This window comes from Bradyrhizobium sp. CCGE-LA001, assembly GCF_000296215.2.
In the GTDB taxonomy this organism is placed as follows: domain Bacteria; phylum Pseudomonadota; class Alphaproteobacteria; order Rhizobiales; family Xanthobacteraceae; genus Bradyrhizobium.
Genome location: NZ_CP013949.1, coordinates 823,308 through 837,049 on the forward strand (window position 1 = coordinate 823,308; position 13,742 = coordinate 837,049).

Below are 13,742 nucleotides of genomic sequence, written 5' to 3' on the forward strand. Positions count from 1 at the left end.
GGGTCCGGCTCAGGCGCTCAGACGCTTGCGGCCGCGGGCGCGGCGGGCGGCGAGAACCTTGCGGCCGCCGGCAGTGGCGAGACGGGCACGGAAGCCGTGACGGCGCTTGCGCACCAGTTTGCTGGGTTGATAAGTCCGCTTCACGGGTTTTTCTCCGCTGACCGGGCAATTTGCCTGTAGAATTGATGGTAAAGTCCCGAAGATGCTGCCCAAAACGGGCCCTTTTCGGCCCCAAGAGAGCCGCTCCCGGCGTCACACCGGGTCATCGCGGACAATTCGCGCGGCTTATAAGGGAGCGCCTTGTTTTCGTCAACGCCGCACAAGCGCGCGATTTTCGTGAATATCGCTGTTTGCGCGGGGTTTTTAACCCTTGAGGTGGCGACTCGCGCTATTAGCGCCTACATCCCACCTCGGCAGATTAGCGATCCGTAATTTGACCGTATCCCAGGCGGGTCGCATCTTGCATCCGCCAAGCCAACAGGGGCGAATCTCGTGGCAGCCACCGATCGCCAGCCGATCCAGGATACGGATCAGCCGGACCAGCCGGCGATACGGCCGCGTGGATCGCGCGGGCTTGGGTTGTCCGGCAAGCTGCTGCTGCTCACCATTCCCTTGGTGATGATCGCCGCGGTGCTGCTCTACGTGCCGGCCATCGCGAATTTCTGGGTCAACCGGCTGAATGATCGCGTAGCGGCGGCCAACACCGCGGCGCTGGTGCTGGATGCGGCGCCGCTCGGCATGGTCCCCGATTCGCTGTCGCGGCAGATACTGAAGAGCATCAATGCCCGCGCCGTCGCCATCAAGATGGGCCAGCAGCGCCGGCTGCTTGCCAGCGACAACATTCCGGCCGCCATCGAGCACGACATCGACCTGCGCGATATGACGGCCTGGGAGGCGATCACCGGCTCGTTCCGGATGATGCTGGAGACCGGCAACCAGGCCATCCGCATCGTCGGCCCCGGCGTCGGCAATGCCCAGTTCATCGAGATCGTCACCGACGAATTGCCGCTGCGGAAGCAGATGTACCGCTTCTCCCGCAATCTCGTCGTGGTCGCGCTGATCATCGCGGTGCTGACCGCGGGCCTCGTCTATCTCGCGCTCCATTATCTCTTCGTGCGCCCGATGCGGCGGCTGACCGCGAGCCTGGTCGGCTTCCACGAGAACCCCGAAAGCTCGGCCGGCATCATCGTGCCGAGCCAGCGCAGCGACGAGATCGGGGTTGCCGAACGCGAATTGTCGGACATGCAGCGCGACCTGATGTCGATGCTGAATCAGAAGAGCCGCCTCGCCGCCCTCGGTCTTGCCGTCTCCAAGATCAACCACGATCTGCGCAATCTGCTCGCCTCGGCCCAGCTTCTGTCGGACCAGCTCGCCAGCGTGCCGGATCCGCGGGTGCAACGCTTCGCGCCAAAGCTGGTGCGCTCGCTCGAGCGTGCCATTGCCTTCTGCCAGTCGACGCTGTCCTACGGCCGTGCCCAGGAGGCCGCGCCCGACCGCCGCATGATCCTGATCGAGCCGGTCGTCCTGGAGGTGCGCGAGACCGCGGGCCTCGCCTCGGACGTCTCGATCGCCTGGGTTGCCGCGATCGAGCGCGGGCTCGCCGTCGATGCCGACCCCGACCAGCTGTTCCGCGTGCTGCTCAACCTCGTCCGCAACGCCGCCCAGGCCCTGGAAACCCATGCCTCGTCCGGCGATGGCGGCGTGCAGCAGATCCGGATCACCGGAAAGCGTGAGGGCGCGGTCGCGATCCTCGAGGTCTCCGACACCGGCCCCGGCGTCCCCCAGAAGACCCGGGAGCACCTGTTCGAGGCGTTCCAGACCTCCGGTCGCCCCGGCGGCAGCGGCCTTGGCCTTGCCATCGCCGCCGAGCTGGTCCGCGCCCATGGCGGCGACATCCACCTCGTCGAAGGCACCATCGGCGCCACCTTCCGCATCGTCATCCCCGACCGCCCCGTGGAACTGCTCTCCATCCGCAATGAGCGGCAGCGGGCGTAGTCGGCCAAAGGCCCTCTGCCGTCAGTCCGGGCCCGCGCCTTCGTCGCGCCCCGGAATGACGGCGAGACGGTGCAAATACGCGAAAATCTCCCCATCCCGACGCTTGCCAATCGGGGCAAGAGCGGTTAGTCAGAGCGCTCCTTCGCACCCCCTCCGGCCCCGCCGGGGGCTGCGTGCGGGCTCAAGCCCGCGCTGTTTGCGAAAAACGCGCCCGTAGCTCAGCTGGATAGAGCATCAGACTACGAATCTGAGGGTCGGACGTTCGAATCGTTCCGGGCGCGCCATTTCGGTAGTAAGTACGTCCCCATGCGTACCATCGATCGTCTGCTCTTCGTCCTCGCTCTTTTCTTCGCAATCGCAGCCGCGCTGGCGCTTCCCGCGCGTGCGGCCGAAACCTGCCCGTTCATCAGCGCCCAGGAGCTCGCCCGCGCGATGCCGGCGCTGAAATGGTCGCTGATCTCAAATCAGGACGGCCGCGGCTGCATCTATCAGGCCGGGCGCGGCGATACGATGATGCTGACCGTGTTCCGCAATCCCGACAAGGACCGCGCCAGGGAATTGTACGCGACCTTCGTCAAGACGCTCGCCGAGCGCATGCCGCTGAGCGCGGTGGCGGGGATCGGCGAGGAGGGCCAACGCGGAACGAGCGCCGCCGGCGCGGAGCGCCAGGAAGCCTCGGTCGTCGCTCTGTCCGGCGATTACATTTTGCAGATCACCGTCTATCCGACCGGCCGGCGTGCCGACGATGCGCTGCTCGGACCGCTCACCGAAGCCGCACGCGTTGCCGTCGCCAACGTGAGCAGGAGCAGCGAGCGGTTCGGCAATTGCGAGTGGCTCACGGCTGCGGATGCCGACGGTTTTCTCGACACGAGCACGCTGACGGTCCAACGCACCGGCGCGGGCAGCTGCATGATGTTCGATCGCGAGGCCAACACGATGATCACCGCGGTGATCGCGACCTCGCGCGACACCGCCGTCCAGATGATGAAGCGCGCAGGCCCGTGCACGCATGTGTCGATCCCCGAGCTCGGCAGCGAAGCGTTCGGCGAGCATTCCTGCACCAAGGGCAACGGCAACGCCGTCACCATCTATGTCTGGAAGAACGGCAAGCAGGCTTCGATCGTGTTCGCCCCGGTGAAGCCGCATCCGGAGTCCGGCTCGGTCGAGCGTCTGAAGGCGGTCGCCGGGCGCGTCTATGGGAAACTGTAACGGCGGGTTTGGCTACTCTGTGCCTTCGTCCCTGTCGGGCGGGACGTGGCGCCGAAGGTCCATTCTGTCGTGAAGGATACGCACGATTTCGATCGTGTTGTCCAGTGCGGCCCGGTACATCAGGAAGTGGCTTCCACGCCGGCCGTGCCGCGCCACGTGAAGCGTGCGAAGGCCTGCCATGCCATATGGCATAATACGCCATATGCATCTCATCGCCTCAACCCGAACGTTTGCTTCGTATCCAAAGCAAACGTTCTGGTGGCTGTCGCGTTCGGCGGCGGCAAGTCCATCGATTCCGGACCGGCCAGCCGCCCCGGATGTCCGACTACACCAACCCACAAGCCCGCCGGATCGCGATCTGGACCGGCGAAGGCGGCAGCGCCGGATCGAGCTCGCCCTTCGGCCGCAGTGGCGGCTGTGCCATGAAGCGCGGCCGTGTCCCTCGATGGGGTTGCGCGGCATGAACCAGGAACGGATGGCACAGATAGACGCTGCCTGCCGTGCCGGTCGCAAATTCAACCTCGCAATCCTGCGTCGACGTCCAGTCCGCGGCCGCGAGCTGCCGCAGCGTCGCGCCTGCCTCGCCATAGGGCAGCAGCTCGCGCGCGGTGGTCGCATGCGAGCCTTTGCGGATCCGCGTGGGCGCATCGTCGTCGCAGACATCCGAGAGCAGGAACAGCATCAGCAGCGCACGCCCGCTGCTCGTCACATTGGCGCGCCATTCCATGAAGTCAGCATTGGTGGTGCCAAAGCTCATGTCGACATGCCAGCCATCGTCGCCTGGCGATTGCGATGATGGAAAGCGGATCGGAAAGGTTCCGAGGCCCGTGGGTGCAAGCCAGCGCCCTTCGCCGACGAGTTGATCGTAGGCCCTGTGCAGAAGCGGTGTGTTCGCCGCGTCAACGAAGGGAGGCGAAGCTTTGGCGCCTACCCGGATCACGGGCTGGGTCCAATCTTGGGGCTGGTCCGGCGACTGGCCGATATCTGCCCACAGCTCGTTCCTGCATTGATTGGCAATGTCGGCGCTGAAGGCGTTCTCGAGTTTGACGAAACCGTCGTCGATGAAGCTCTGGACCTGACGAGGCGTCAGGCCAGCTTGTTTGGTCTTGGGCATTGCACATTTCTCCGCTCGGCCAGCGCATCGCGCGCCGCCGTTTGATCTGATTGGCGCAGGCGCGCCGAACGACGTTCTGCCGTTCAGATCAGCGGAAAGAATGTGGAGATGAACATCATGGCGTGAACGTATAGCGCTGCGGAGCGCGGAATCAAGACAGGCTTGCCGCCTGGCGCGCAGGCCGCATAGCGGCAGCCTCTCGCGGAACGAGAAGGCTGCCGCAGCTTCACAGCTACGTCACGGGCAAGGATGACGGAGACCGTCGCGGCCGAGATAAGTGCCGGAGCCGGGATCGTAGGAGCGGAAACGCTGCGCGCAGTAGGAGGCGGCGTTGCTTTGAGCCTGGCTGTTGGCGATGGCGCCGCCGATGATCGCGCCTGCCGCGAGGCCGCCGAGGACGGCTGCGCCGGTGCCGTAGCCGTGGTGGTGCCTGTGGCCGTAATAGCCATGCCGATGCCCATGTCCGTGCCAGTGTCGGTACTGCACCTGCTGCACGCCTGAGTCCGGACCGGGATTGCCGATCGGCAGAGGCGCCGCGAGCACCGGCGAAGTGGCCGTCGAAAGCATCGCTCCAGCGGCCGCGAGGACGACGAAAGTTCTACGCATTGTCATGTCTGGCTCCATGTTGGTGAGGATGCCGGAGCAACGTCGGGTTGCCCGCTCCGTTCCTCCAACGGCAGGCGAGCGTCACACCGCCGCAGAAAATGAACTGTTTGTAACATGGTGGCCGAGCAGGGCACTTCACGCGGGACCGGAAGGCGTCGCCCGCAAGCGCGACCCGCGGCTAAGTATCTTCGCCATCCCGCTGGCGGAAGGGGTCGGCGACATCGTCGTGACCGCTGCGGCTGCTGAAGAACATCAGGGCCATCAGCCCGCAGCCGATGAGCAGGGAGAAGAAAGCTCCAAGGCCAAGCGCGATCCAGCCATGCTTGCCCATCTCAACCCCGCTGCTGGCTCCCCAGACCGAGAAACCCCAAACGGCCGTGAGGATCAACATGGCTCCGAGAGCGACCAACAGGGCAATCTGACCGGCACTGATGTTCTTCATGGCGGTTCCCGTTGTTGTGCCTGACGAGACTCAATTGTGGAGAGCGCGAAGGCGTTCCTGTTATGAGGCTGAGCTTCGTGGTCCGTCTGGGCTGCAGGCGGACGCGCCTGACGGGCGCGCCCCTGTCTGCAATGATTGCCGTACAGCCTCACTCGGAGACGGCGAGAACGGTGAGCCCTCTTGTCCGCTTGTCGGGCGTCTCGAATTCGATGCGCTGTCCCTCCGAAAGGCCGATCAGGGCCGCTCCGACGGGCGTCAGGATCGAGATCCGGTTGAGCTCGATGTTTGCTTCGTGCGGATAGACGAGCACGATCTCCCGGCTCGCGCCGGATCCGTCATCGCGGTAGGTCACTTTGGAACCCATCCTGACCACGCCGCGCAAATCGTCCTCTTGCGCGAGGGTTGCGCGTTCCACTTCCCGGGCCAGAAACTGGGCGACGCGAGGAAACAGGTCCATGGTCGAATTCGCCAGTGAGCTGAGGCGCCGCGATTCATCCTCTGTGATCTTGATCGGAGGCAAGGTCGTCTGCCCTTGCTGACTCTCTGCTTCGAGCTTGCGCATGTGATGTCTCCTATGCGGCAGTTGGTCCGGGATCGTCATCGAACGGCTTGCTTTGATGCGGCCGCCGGAAGAACGGCACGACGTTCGAGCGAGATTGGGTGATGCTTTGAACCCTGACGACGTTCAGACAGCCCGCCACGAAATATGGCATCTGGTCGCCGACCCGCAGTCCGATCAATGCCGCCCCCAAAGGTGTCAGGACCGAAATGCTGTCCGCATTCCAGCACGCCTCGGGCCAGACCAATTGCACGGTGCGACGCGGGACGCCCCAATTCGTGCAATACGTGACCCATGATCCCATGGTTACCACTGAGCTTAGATCGTCGTCGCACGCATCCGGCACGATCTCGGCGCGGTTGATTTCACCTGTGAGGAAGATCCCGTTCAGATCGCCTTTCTGTGCGGCAAGACGGGCAAGCTGTTCGAGCCGCGGATAGTCCGCTGCGCTAAGCATGATTTTTGGAAGAGGCACCACGGCGCACTCCTTCTGCTTCAATACGACATCTCGGTGGAGGTCACGAAAGCTGGAAAAGAGCCCGGACGGCGCGCAGCCGTCCGGCTAACCGCCTGCTTGGAGGCGGCCGGCGTGCAGAGCGAAACGCGCGGTGCGCGCGTCTATGTCGACGACATATGCCATGACGCACTGACTATAGTGATTTAGCCCGCTGGAAACATTGCGGCGAAACCGCACAGCCGCGAGCAGAGTGTCATGCATGCGCGCTTCCTCGTCACCGCAGGCCCTGTTCATCGATTAGAATGCGATGGATTTCGATGCGCTCGGGCAGCTCGATCAGGAATTCCGCATCGCGCGCGAGATGATGGACCTTGGTCGGCTCGCCCTTGGTGAAAGCCGTCATGGCCGCGATGTCCGCCCAATAGGAGATGGTCGTGAACCACGTCTCATCGTCGCGGTCCTCGCGCAATTGCTGCACGCCGAGCGCGGTCTTTCGCAGCGGCGGAATGCCTTCCGCCTGCAGATAGGCCTGGTAGGCGTCGGCGCGATCGCGGCGGGTGCGGCCGCGCCAGATGCGGGCGATGGTCGGTTTGGTCGGCATGATGGACTCCCTTGCGGCGTCTGGAACACGGGCCAGACTCGCTGGCCTCAATAACCCGGTGCTTCGCTTTGCCGTTTCACGCGCCAGGATCTCGTTCGCCCATTCCAGGCGCAGCACGCGAGTTCAGCTGTAATTTGCTTCACACGCAAGCGTGCACAATGGCGCTACACGAACCGGACCGCGCTCCGCGCGGCCTGGCTCGGAGCTGGCGATGATGGCCGCATTGGCAAGGGCAATATCCCGCGCGATGAGAACCGACATCGACGCCGAAACCCTGAAGATTCTCATGGTCTTCGCGGGAGCGGCGGCGCTGCTCTCCTTCGCGGCCGCGATGATCTACCGACAGGCCTTGAAGGCAGCCTTGCTGTGAGAGGGTAGATCTCGCATCGCGCCGAGCTTCACAGTGCCAGGAACTTCCATTTTTTCCCGGCGTTGAACATCGGCCCCACGAGCGGCCGGTCCGGACGATGAAGAACTTTTCCAACGCCGAATTTTCCCCAGAGGTGATCGAGCTGATGACCGCCGCGCTGGAAGCTGCGGTCGCCACCCTGCCGGAGCCCGTGCAGTCCTCGCATGTCAATGCGCTCGCCGAATCCATCCTGCGCACCGCCGGCTCCGGTGAGCGCAATCCCGCTGCGCTCCAGCGGATCGCCTTGATGGAGCTGCAACTGGCGCCCCGCAATTGATGAGGCCGACATGAAGCTACTTGCTGCTGCGATCGTCGCGCTCTGTGCGACATCATCTGTCGCCTGCGCGAACGACTGGACGACCTACCGCATCCCGGAATCGGGAACTTCGGTCGACATCCCCGCCTCGATCTTCACGGAGCCGGCCGGAAGGCCCGACGGATACGGCCAGCATTTCCGCAGCTCCGACGGCAGCGCAGACCTCACCGTTCAGGCCATCGTGAATCAGCAAGGGGTTTCGCCGGCTGAATTCCTGGCACGGAAGAATCCGCCGTCCGGCATCATCTACAAACGGGTCACGTCGAACTTCTTCGTGGTCTCCAGCATCAAGCGCGACAAGATCTGGTACAACCGCTGTAACTTCACCCGGGGCTATGTGCACTGCGTCCTGATCAATTATCCCGCCGCGGAGAAGCGGCGCTGGGACGCCGTGGTGACCCGGATCAGCCACAGCCTGCACGGCGGCTGACAGGTCACAAACAAAAAGCTGCCCGAACAGGTCGGGCAGCAGCTGCGGAATGAGTGCACGAAATTGCGTCTAGCGCGCAGTCGTTGTCGTCCGCGACATCGTCGGCTTCGAGCCCGGCACATGCGACATGGTCTTGGTGGTGGAGCCGACCTGTTCGCCGGCCTTGACCTTGGTGCGGGTATGCGAGCGGCTGAACGTGCCACCCTCATGGGCCTGCGCCCGCGCGTTGGAGTTCATCACCGGACCGTTGCCCTTGTTCATGCTGACGCCGGTCTTGGCCTTGCCGTCCACTGCGGCGGCGCTTCCGCCCGCCGCAATCGACGAGCCGGTGCGGCCGGTCGCAGAGGTTGAGGTGCCACCCGTGCCGACGGTGGAGGCGGAGGTGCCCCCCGCTGCGGCCGAGCCGCCCGTTCCGCCCGTCATGCTGGTCTGTGCAAGAACTGGTGTCGCGGCGGCGAGCAGAATTGCGACCGCCGAAGTCGTCAGGAGCGTTCTCATGTTTCCATCCTTGATGAATTTCAGGGTGACGAGGTCGAGATCGTGCAGCCGTTGACGGTGATGGTGCTGGCGCTGCTGGAGCCAGGCCCGCCCGCCGTCGACGACGAGCTCGAAACGCTGCCGCCACCGGCCTGCACGTTCACCGATGATCCGCCGGCCGAACTCGAGCTCGACAGCGAGCCGCTCGACGAGGTCGATCCTGTCGTGCCCGAATGCGACGAGCCGGCTGCAGTGATGCTGCCGTCGGCATGTTTTTCGACCGTGACCTTGCAGGTCTCGCCGGATGCCGTCTTGCCGGTCTTTTCCATGGTTGCTGCCGATGCAGCGCTGCTCATCAGAGCCATTGCTGTAATCGCAACGATTGATCTGTTCATTGCGTGTCCTCCTCAACATGGACAAAGGGAGCGGCACGAAGCCGCTCCCGGGATCGGACTAGTTCTTGTCCTTCTTCCACTCGTCCTTGTTGTGGCCCTTGCCCTTCTCCATGCCCTTGTCGCTGGCATGACCGGCAGAGGAGCCTGCGGCGCCGACAGTCGAGCCGCTCTTGCCGTCACCGGCTGACGAACCGCCAGTGCCGACCGTCGACGCGGAGTTCGATCCGGAGCCTGCGGCGGAGCCGCCGGTGCCGACGCTGGACGAGCTCTTGCCGCCGCCGGCCGATGAGCCACCGGTACCGAGCGTCGAAGCCGAGCCGCTGCCGGAGCCGCTACCCGCCGCGGAGCCGCCGGTGCCGACGGTCGAGCTGCTGGTGCCGCCACCCGCCGAGGAGCCGCCGGTGCCGAGCGTCGAGGCCGAGCCGGAGCCGCTGCCGCCAGCCGAAGAGCCGCCGGTGCCGACGGTCGAGTTGCTGGTGCCGCCGCCGGCCGACGAGCCGCCGGTGCCGACCGTCGAGCTCGATTGCGCAACGGCGAGCGCAGTGCCCGCCAACAGCGCGGCCGCAGCCGCAGAAAGCTTCAGGATCCTCATGTCCGTTTTCCTCCAGTGGTTTCCAAAAAAACAAAGCGCCAAATCAGGCTCGGGATAAATTGGCAATCGCGCAAACGTTCCTCATCTCGAGAACATTGATGCGATGATCGCTGCGTCATGCAGTTCCAGGATGCGCGACGCCCGTTCATTCATCCACCGTTCATCCAAGTCGATTGTTCGGGCCATGCGTCTGTTGCTTCGCAATCACGCGACGCCGACGGCGTTCAGAATGCGCCGACCATCACTTGGCGATCCATCACTTGGCGATCCATCACTTGGCGATCGACCACTTGGCGATCGTAGAGCCGACGCGAGGACGCCGAGCGCGCCGCGCGATTTGGGCGGAGGTCGGCTGCCCGCGTCGCGTTGCGTCGAGGTGCGGGGATGATTTTCGTTTCCGGCTTCGGCGAGTCGGCCATCGCCAATGCATCGCTCGCAGCGTGGCTTGGGGCCTCGGCGGCGATCAGAGGTGACGCGGGCGCGGCAACAATCCTGGTGGACGTATCCAGTATGATCTTCTCTGGCAAGGCGCGAGCGGAACGGATGCGAATGGTCGTCCGGTCGACGTCAGGCACCGCGGATGCCGTCGCCATCGGCGCCAGATTGCGATCGAGCAAGAACAACAGCGCCACGACGAATGCGCCTGCAAAGAGGAAATATCGAATGATGGGCATCAGGCGCTACCGCGAAATGAACCAAGGGCGATTGGGCGGGCCGCCGTGTGACGGCCCGCCAGGCGCGCAGCTAGTCCACCGCTTGGACGACCATGCGGGTCTCGGGATCGACCAGCATCACGCGGCTGCCCGAATAGACGTAGCGATACTTGGTGAGCGAAGGGCCCCAGTCGCTCGGAACGGCCACGAGCTCGACATCGCGCGGCACCGGCGAGCCGACGACGATCTTCTCGCGCGTCTCGATCGGACGAATCTTTTGCTCGGTGACGTAGGAGCGGATCCTGGTGCGATACTCCGGCTCGATCTGCACGGCCGCGCCATGGCCGGCGCCGGTCGTCGTGACGACAGTGGACTGTGCCATCGCGCTCGTCGAGACAAGCAGGGCGGCGGCTGACATCAGCATGAACTTCTTCATCGCATTCTCCTTGGCCGCGTCATGCGGCGCAGCGATGAACTCGCCATTGGCGCGACCGTTCCGGCATGCGGGCGGAACGTTTGCCATTTTTTCCCGTTATTTGACGGGGCAGAATTGGAGGAGAGGAAAAATGCCTGTTTTGATTCTTTGGGCCGTGCCGGCGATCCTGGTCGTCGGTGGTGGCATTTATCTCATCGGCCACATGCATTGATGCGAAGGGCCTCGGTTTCTCGGCGACGCGGAAACCGGGGCTCTCTGCTATTCCGTCGCTTGAACAGCGCTATCGCCACCCCAGCGCCGGCGCCACATGCTTCAGGATCGCCTCGATCGCATGCGCGCAGAAATCGACGCCGAGCTGGTTCGGGATCGTCAGCAGCAGGGTATCGGCTTCCGCGATCGCCTCGTCCTGCCGCAACTGCTCGATCAGCGCGTCCGGCTCCGCCGCATAAGAGCGCCCGAAGATCGCCCGCGTGCGCGGGTCGATGAAGCCGATCTGGTCTTCGCCTTCGCCATCTCTGCCGAAATAGGCGCGGTCGCGATCGTCCATCAGCGCGAAGATGCTGCGGCTGACGGAGACGCGCGGCTCGCGGCTGTGTCCCGCCTCTTTCCATGCCGCGCGATAGCTACGGATCTGCGCGGCCTGCTGCACGTGAAAGGCTTCGCCGGTCTCGTCGTTCTTCAGCGTCGAGCTCTGCAGATTCATGCCGAGCTTGGCCGCCCACACGGCCGTCGCATTCGAGCCGGCGCCCCACCAGATCCGCTCGCGCAGGCCCTGCGAATGCGGCTCGATCCGCAAGAGCCCAGGCGGATTGGGAAACATCGGCTGCGGATTGGGCTCGGCAAAGCCTTCGCCGCGAAGCAGGTCGAGGAAGACCTCGGCGTGGCGCCGCCCCATATCGGCATCGCTCTGGTCCTCGGCCGGCCGATAGCCGAAATAGCGCCAGCCGTCGATCACCTGCTCGGGCGAGCCGCGGCTGATACCGAGCTGCAGCCGGCCGCCGGCGATGAGGTCGGCGCTGGCCGCGTCCTCCACCATGTAGAGCGGGTTCTCGTAGCGCATGTCGATCACGGCCGTGCCGATCTCGATCTTGTCGGTCTTCGCGCCGACGGCGGCGAGCAGCGGAAACGGCGAGGCGAGCTGGCGCGCAAAGTGATGCACGCGGAAATAGGCGCCGTCGGCCCCTAACTGTTCTGCGGCAACCGCAAGCTCGATCGATTGCAGCAGTGTGTCGCTGGCAGAGCGGGTCTGCGATTGCGGCGAGGGGGTCCAGTGCCCAAAGGAAAGGAATCCGATCTTTTTCATGAGGGCAACATATGGATGATCGGAAGCGTTTGCGAGGCGTCGATCGGAGGAAAGATGGCACACGGGCATGCACCCGTAATCGCCCCTCGGGGAAGGAAGATGAGCCGCAGCTGGACCGCTGATGCTTCCGCCGCTGAGCACGAACTCAGATCGTTCGGCTTCGGTCTGCCGCGCCGGGACGCGTGCTCAGATTTCGCAACCGTTGAAATTCAATGCCTTGAGCAAGCCGCCAAACGCCTTCAGCCGGCAGGGCTCGGCATCTCCTGCGGTCTTTGAGCGCCGGACATCGGCGGTTTGCTTGACGACGGTTGCCGTCGGCTTCGGCTTGGGCTTGGGCTTGGGACGTTCTGCGGCCGCGATCTTCTTCGGAGTATGCCGAGGACGAACGGCTGGCTCCGGTCCGGACGAGCCGACCTGGGTCTCTTCCGCCGGAGCGACGCTGCTTTCGACCGGGGCAGTCTGTGCCGGCATCGCGCTGCTCACAGCGGCAAGGTCGAGGCGATCAGCTTTTGCCAGGGCGTCGTGTGAACTAGACATCCCCGCATCTTGCCCGGCAGGCGGTTGCACGATCGCAGCCGCGCGACGCGGTGGCGCGCTCAGCTCCATCGCCGACAGCACTCCTGCACTCAACAGGATGAGGAGGCCCAACAACGCCATTCTCAGCATAATGCCCCTCTGATAGAGGTTCGTGCTGCTGAAAATTCTCCGCGCCAATGAGGCAATCTGTCGGCGGCTGCGGAATCATTTGCCGACAAGGTTAACGTCGGTGCTGCTCCCGCACGTGGCGTTAGCGTTCGGACAACAATCTCTTAAGCCCGTACAGATAGCGTCGTGCTCTCGACGTCGTCAGTGCCATGGACCGACGCGCATATTCGCAAGCCCGCTATGAACAAAGCACGATACGAAGAGAGCCAGGCTCAACGCATTGCAAATTGGCCGCGATGGAAACGGTGGCTTGCCAAGGTCGGTGTTCTCGATCGCCGCGTCTTGCTCATGAGCGACGCCGAACGCCAGAAGATGAGAGCAGAGACTCTCGACCGCTTGGCTGCTCGACCGCTTTGGGAACAGTGCATGGCGATTGCAGGACTTGTAACAGCCGCAATTTCGGTTGCCCTGTATCCCTATCTATTCGGACGCCTGACGATCGGCTGGGAAAATCTGGGCCTCGTCAGAATGATTGTTCCGTCCGAAGAGCCGGTCCTGTTCACGGCCACGCTGTTGTTTACCGAGAGCCTCCTGATTGCCGCGCTCTGCTTTTTGACCAAGCTTTACTTCTTTCGGGGCAGGGACGGAGGCACTCGTTCCTAACCAGTCGCGGCGAATGCCCGGACATAACCCATAGCGGTCATCGGCCCGCGCGAAAATCAGAGCCGAACCGTTGTCACGACCTCCAGCGACAAAGTGGCACATTTTGGGTGACGGGTTGTGCGGGCCGGTTAATGCACGCTTAGTCTCGTTCGAGTTACGGTCGGCCCATCCGTTGCGGCTCGCCAGGATGAGGCTGTATGAGTCTGTTGGTTCTTCTTGAGTGACTGGTTCGCAGCTGTCCCGACCCATGGAGCGCTGTTCAAAAGAAGCATGATTAACGTTGCATGGGCCATCGTCCTGCTCTTCGTGATGATGTTCTTTCAAGTTTCCGCCGAATACGCAGCCGTCGTTTTCTACGGTGTTCTCGTCGTGAACGGCGTGATGGGCTTCGTTTTTTTCCGCCAGCGCCAGCAAATACATGATTGAGAGTGTGCACCCTA

At 63.8% G+C, this 13,742-nt stretch carries 21 protein-coding genes and 1 tRNA gene; 7 read left to right on the forward strand and 15 right to left on the reverse strand.

What is annotated here, in order from left to right:
- Positions 1-9: 9 nt before the first annotated feature.
- Complete coding sequence (rpmH, locus tag BCCGELA001_RS03875) at positions 10-144, reverse strand: 50S ribosomal protein L34 (RefSeq protein ID WP_008542748.1); 135 nt, start codon at positions 142-144, stop codon at positions 10-12.
- Positions 145-492: 348 nt separating this feature from the next.
- On the opposite strand from rpmH, the gene BCCGELA001_RS03880 reads away from it, so the two are divergent.
- The 3 genes from BCCGELA001_RS03880 to BCCGELA001_RS03890 all read left to right on the forward strand — a co-directional run bounded on the left by BCCGELA001_RS03880 (position 493) and on the right by BCCGELA001_RS03890 (position 3,204).
- A complete protein-coding gene (locus tag BCCGELA001_RS03880; protein WP_060734665.1) occupies positions 493-1,995 on the forward strand; it encodes a sensor histidine kinase in 1,503 nt (500 codons plus the stop codon).
- A gap of 207 nt (positions 1,996-2,202) precedes the next feature.
- A tRNA-Arg gene (locus BCCGELA001_RS03885) sits at positions 2,203-2,279 on the forward strand.
- 22 nt (positions 2,280-2,301) lie between these two features.
- Entirely contained in the window at positions 2,302-3,204 is a 903-nt protein-coding gene (locus tag BCCGELA001_RS03890) for a hypothetical protein (protein ID WP_008542752.1), read from the forward strand.
- Between the two features lie 325 nt (positions 3,205-3,529).
- Here BCCGELA001_RS03890 and BCCGELA001_RS03900 read toward each other — a convergent pair whose 3' ends face one another.
- The 6 genes from BCCGELA001_RS03900 to BCCGELA001_RS03930 all read right to left on the reverse strand — a co-directional run bounded on the left by BCCGELA001_RS03900 (position 3,530) and on the right by BCCGELA001_RS03930 (position 6,983).
- Positions 3,530-4,318 (reverse strand): phytanoyl-CoA dioxygenase family protein, encoded by a 789-nt coding sequence (locus BCCGELA001_RS03900; RefSeq protein WP_060734666.1) that lies wholly within the window; start codon positions 4,316-4,318, stop codon positions 3,530-3,532.
- A gap of 237 nt (positions 4,319-4,555) precedes the next feature.
- Positions 4,556-4,930 (reverse strand): BA14K family protein, encoded by a 375-nt coding sequence (locus BCCGELA001_RS03905; protein WP_193409759.1) that lies wholly within the window; start codon positions 4,928-4,930, stop codon positions 4,556-4,558.
- Positions 4,931-5,102: 172 nt separating this feature from the next.
- Positions 5,103-5,366 carry a hypothetical protein gene (locus BCCGELA001_RS03910; RefSeq protein ID WP_008542773.1) on the reverse strand — a complete coding sequence of 88 codons (264 nt, stop codon included), beginning with the start codon at positions 5,364-5,366 and terminating at the stop codon, positions 5,103-5,105.
- 148 nt (positions 5,367-5,514) lie between these two features.
- Positions 5,515-5,928, reverse strand: coding sequence for a nucleoside diphosphate kinase regulator (gene rnk, locus BCCGELA001_RS03915; protein WP_008542775.1), 414 nt, complete (start codon positions 5,926-5,928; stop codon positions 5,515-5,517).
- 10 nt (positions 5,929-5,938) lie between these two features.
- Positions 5,939-6,424 carry a GreA/GreB family elongation factor gene (locus BCCGELA001_RS03920; RefSeq protein WP_008542779.1) on the reverse strand — a complete coding sequence of 162 codons (486 nt, stop codon included), beginning with the start codon at positions 6,422-6,424 and terminating at the stop codon, positions 5,939-5,941.
- Positions 6,425-6,656: 232 nt separating this feature from the next.
- Positions 6,657-6,983, reverse strand: a complete 327-nt coding sequence (locus BCCGELA001_RS03930) for a hypothetical protein (RefSeq protein WP_008542782.1) — start codon at positions 6,981-6,983, stop codon at positions 6,657-6,659.
- 211 nt (positions 6,984-7,194) lie between these two features.
- Between BCCGELA001_RS03930 and BCCGELA001_RS38225 the strand changes: the two genes are divergently transcribed.
- The 3 genes from BCCGELA001_RS38225 (at position 7,195) to BCCGELA001_RS03945 (ending at position 8,138) form a co-directional block, all read left to right on the forward strand.
- A complete protein-coding gene (locus tag BCCGELA001_RS38225) occupies positions 7,195-7,353 on the forward strand; it encodes a hypothetical protein (RefSeq protein ID WP_193409760.1) in 159 nt (52 codons plus the stop codon).
- Between the two features lie 97 nt (positions 7,354-7,450).
- Entirely contained in the window at positions 7,451-7,669 is a 219-nt protein-coding gene (locus BCCGELA001_RS03940; RefSeq protein WP_008542786.1) for a hypothetical protein, read from the forward strand.
- 10 nt (positions 7,670-7,679) lie between these two features.
- The gene (locus BCCGELA001_RS03945) at positions 7,680-8,138 is read left to right on the forward strand and encodes a hypothetical protein (RefSeq protein ID WP_008542789.1); all 459 of its coding nucleotides are present in this window, start codon (positions 7,680-7,682) and stop codon (positions 8,136-8,138) included.
- Positions 8,139-8,207: 69 nt separating this feature from the next.
- Here the strand turns inward: BCCGELA001_RS03945 and BCCGELA001_RS03950 are convergent, their stop codons facing one another.
- The 5 genes from BCCGELA001_RS03950 to BCCGELA001_RS03970 form a co-directional block, all read right to left on the reverse strand.
- Positions 8,208-8,636, reverse strand: a complete 429-nt coding sequence (locus tag BCCGELA001_RS03950; protein WP_008542791.1) for a hypothetical protein — start codon at positions 8,634-8,636, stop codon at positions 8,208-8,210.
- 20 nt (positions 8,637-8,656) lie between these two features.
- Positions 8,657-9,010, reverse strand: coding sequence for a hypothetical protein (locus BCCGELA001_RS03955; protein WP_060734669.1), 354 nt, complete (start codon positions 9,008-9,010; stop codon positions 8,657-8,659).
- 58 nt (positions 9,011-9,068) lie between these two features.
- Positions 9,069-9,602, reverse strand: coding sequence for a hypothetical protein (locus tag BCCGELA001_RS03960; protein ID WP_060734670.1), 534 nt, complete (start codon positions 9,600-9,602; stop codon positions 9,069-9,071).
- A 224-nt stretch (positions 9,603-9,826) separates the two neighbouring features.
- Positions 9,827-10,195 (reverse strand): hypothetical protein, encoded by a 369-nt coding sequence (locus tag BCCGELA001_RS03965; RefSeq protein ID WP_210183053.1) that lies wholly within the window; start codon positions 10,193-10,195, stop codon positions 9,827-9,829.
- 151 nt (positions 10,196-10,346) lie between these two features.
- Positions 10,347-10,691 carry a DUF1236 domain-containing protein gene (locus tag BCCGELA001_RS03970; protein WP_060737472.1) on the reverse strand — a complete coding sequence of 115 codons (345 nt, stop codon included), beginning with the start codon at positions 10,689-10,691 and terminating at the stop codon, positions 10,347-10,349.
- Here BCCGELA001_RS03970 and BCCGELA001_RS36730 point away from each other — a divergent pair.
- The gene (locus BCCGELA001_RS36730) at positions 10,678-10,902 is read left to right on the forward strand and encodes a hypothetical protein (protein WP_144441126.1); all 225 of its coding nucleotides are present in this window, start codon (positions 10,678-10,680) and stop codon (positions 10,900-10,902) included. The two genes, BCCGELA001_RS03970 and BCCGELA001_RS36730, sit on opposite strands and share 14 nt — an antisense overlap.
- A 69-nt stretch (positions 10,903-10,971) precedes the next feature.
- Here the strand turns inward: BCCGELA001_RS36730 and BCCGELA001_RS03975 are convergent, their stop codons facing one another.
- The 3 genes from BCCGELA001_RS03975 to BCCGELA001_RS36735 all read right to left on the reverse strand — a co-directional run bounded on the left by BCCGELA001_RS03975 (position 10,972) and on the right by BCCGELA001_RS36735 (position 13,722).
- Entirely contained in the window at positions 10,972-11,994 is a 1,023-nt protein-coding gene (locus BCCGELA001_RS03975) for an LLM class flavin-dependent oxidoreductase (RefSeq protein ID WP_008542807.1), read from the reverse strand.
- Positions 11,995-12,180: 186 nt separating this feature from the next.
- Positions 12,181-12,660 carry a hypothetical protein gene (locus BCCGELA001_RS03980; protein ID WP_060734671.1) on the reverse strand — a complete coding sequence of 160 codons (480 nt, stop codon included), beginning with the start codon at positions 12,658-12,660 and terminating at the stop codon, positions 12,181-12,183.
- A gap of 459 nt (positions 12,661-13,119) precedes the next feature.
- Positions 13,120-13,722 carry a hypothetical protein gene (locus BCCGELA001_RS36735; protein ID WP_144441127.1) on the reverse strand — a complete coding sequence of 201 codons (603 nt, stop codon included), beginning with the start codon at positions 13,720-13,722 and terminating at the stop codon, positions 13,120-13,122.
- Positions 13,723-13,742 lie beyond the last annotated feature (20 nt).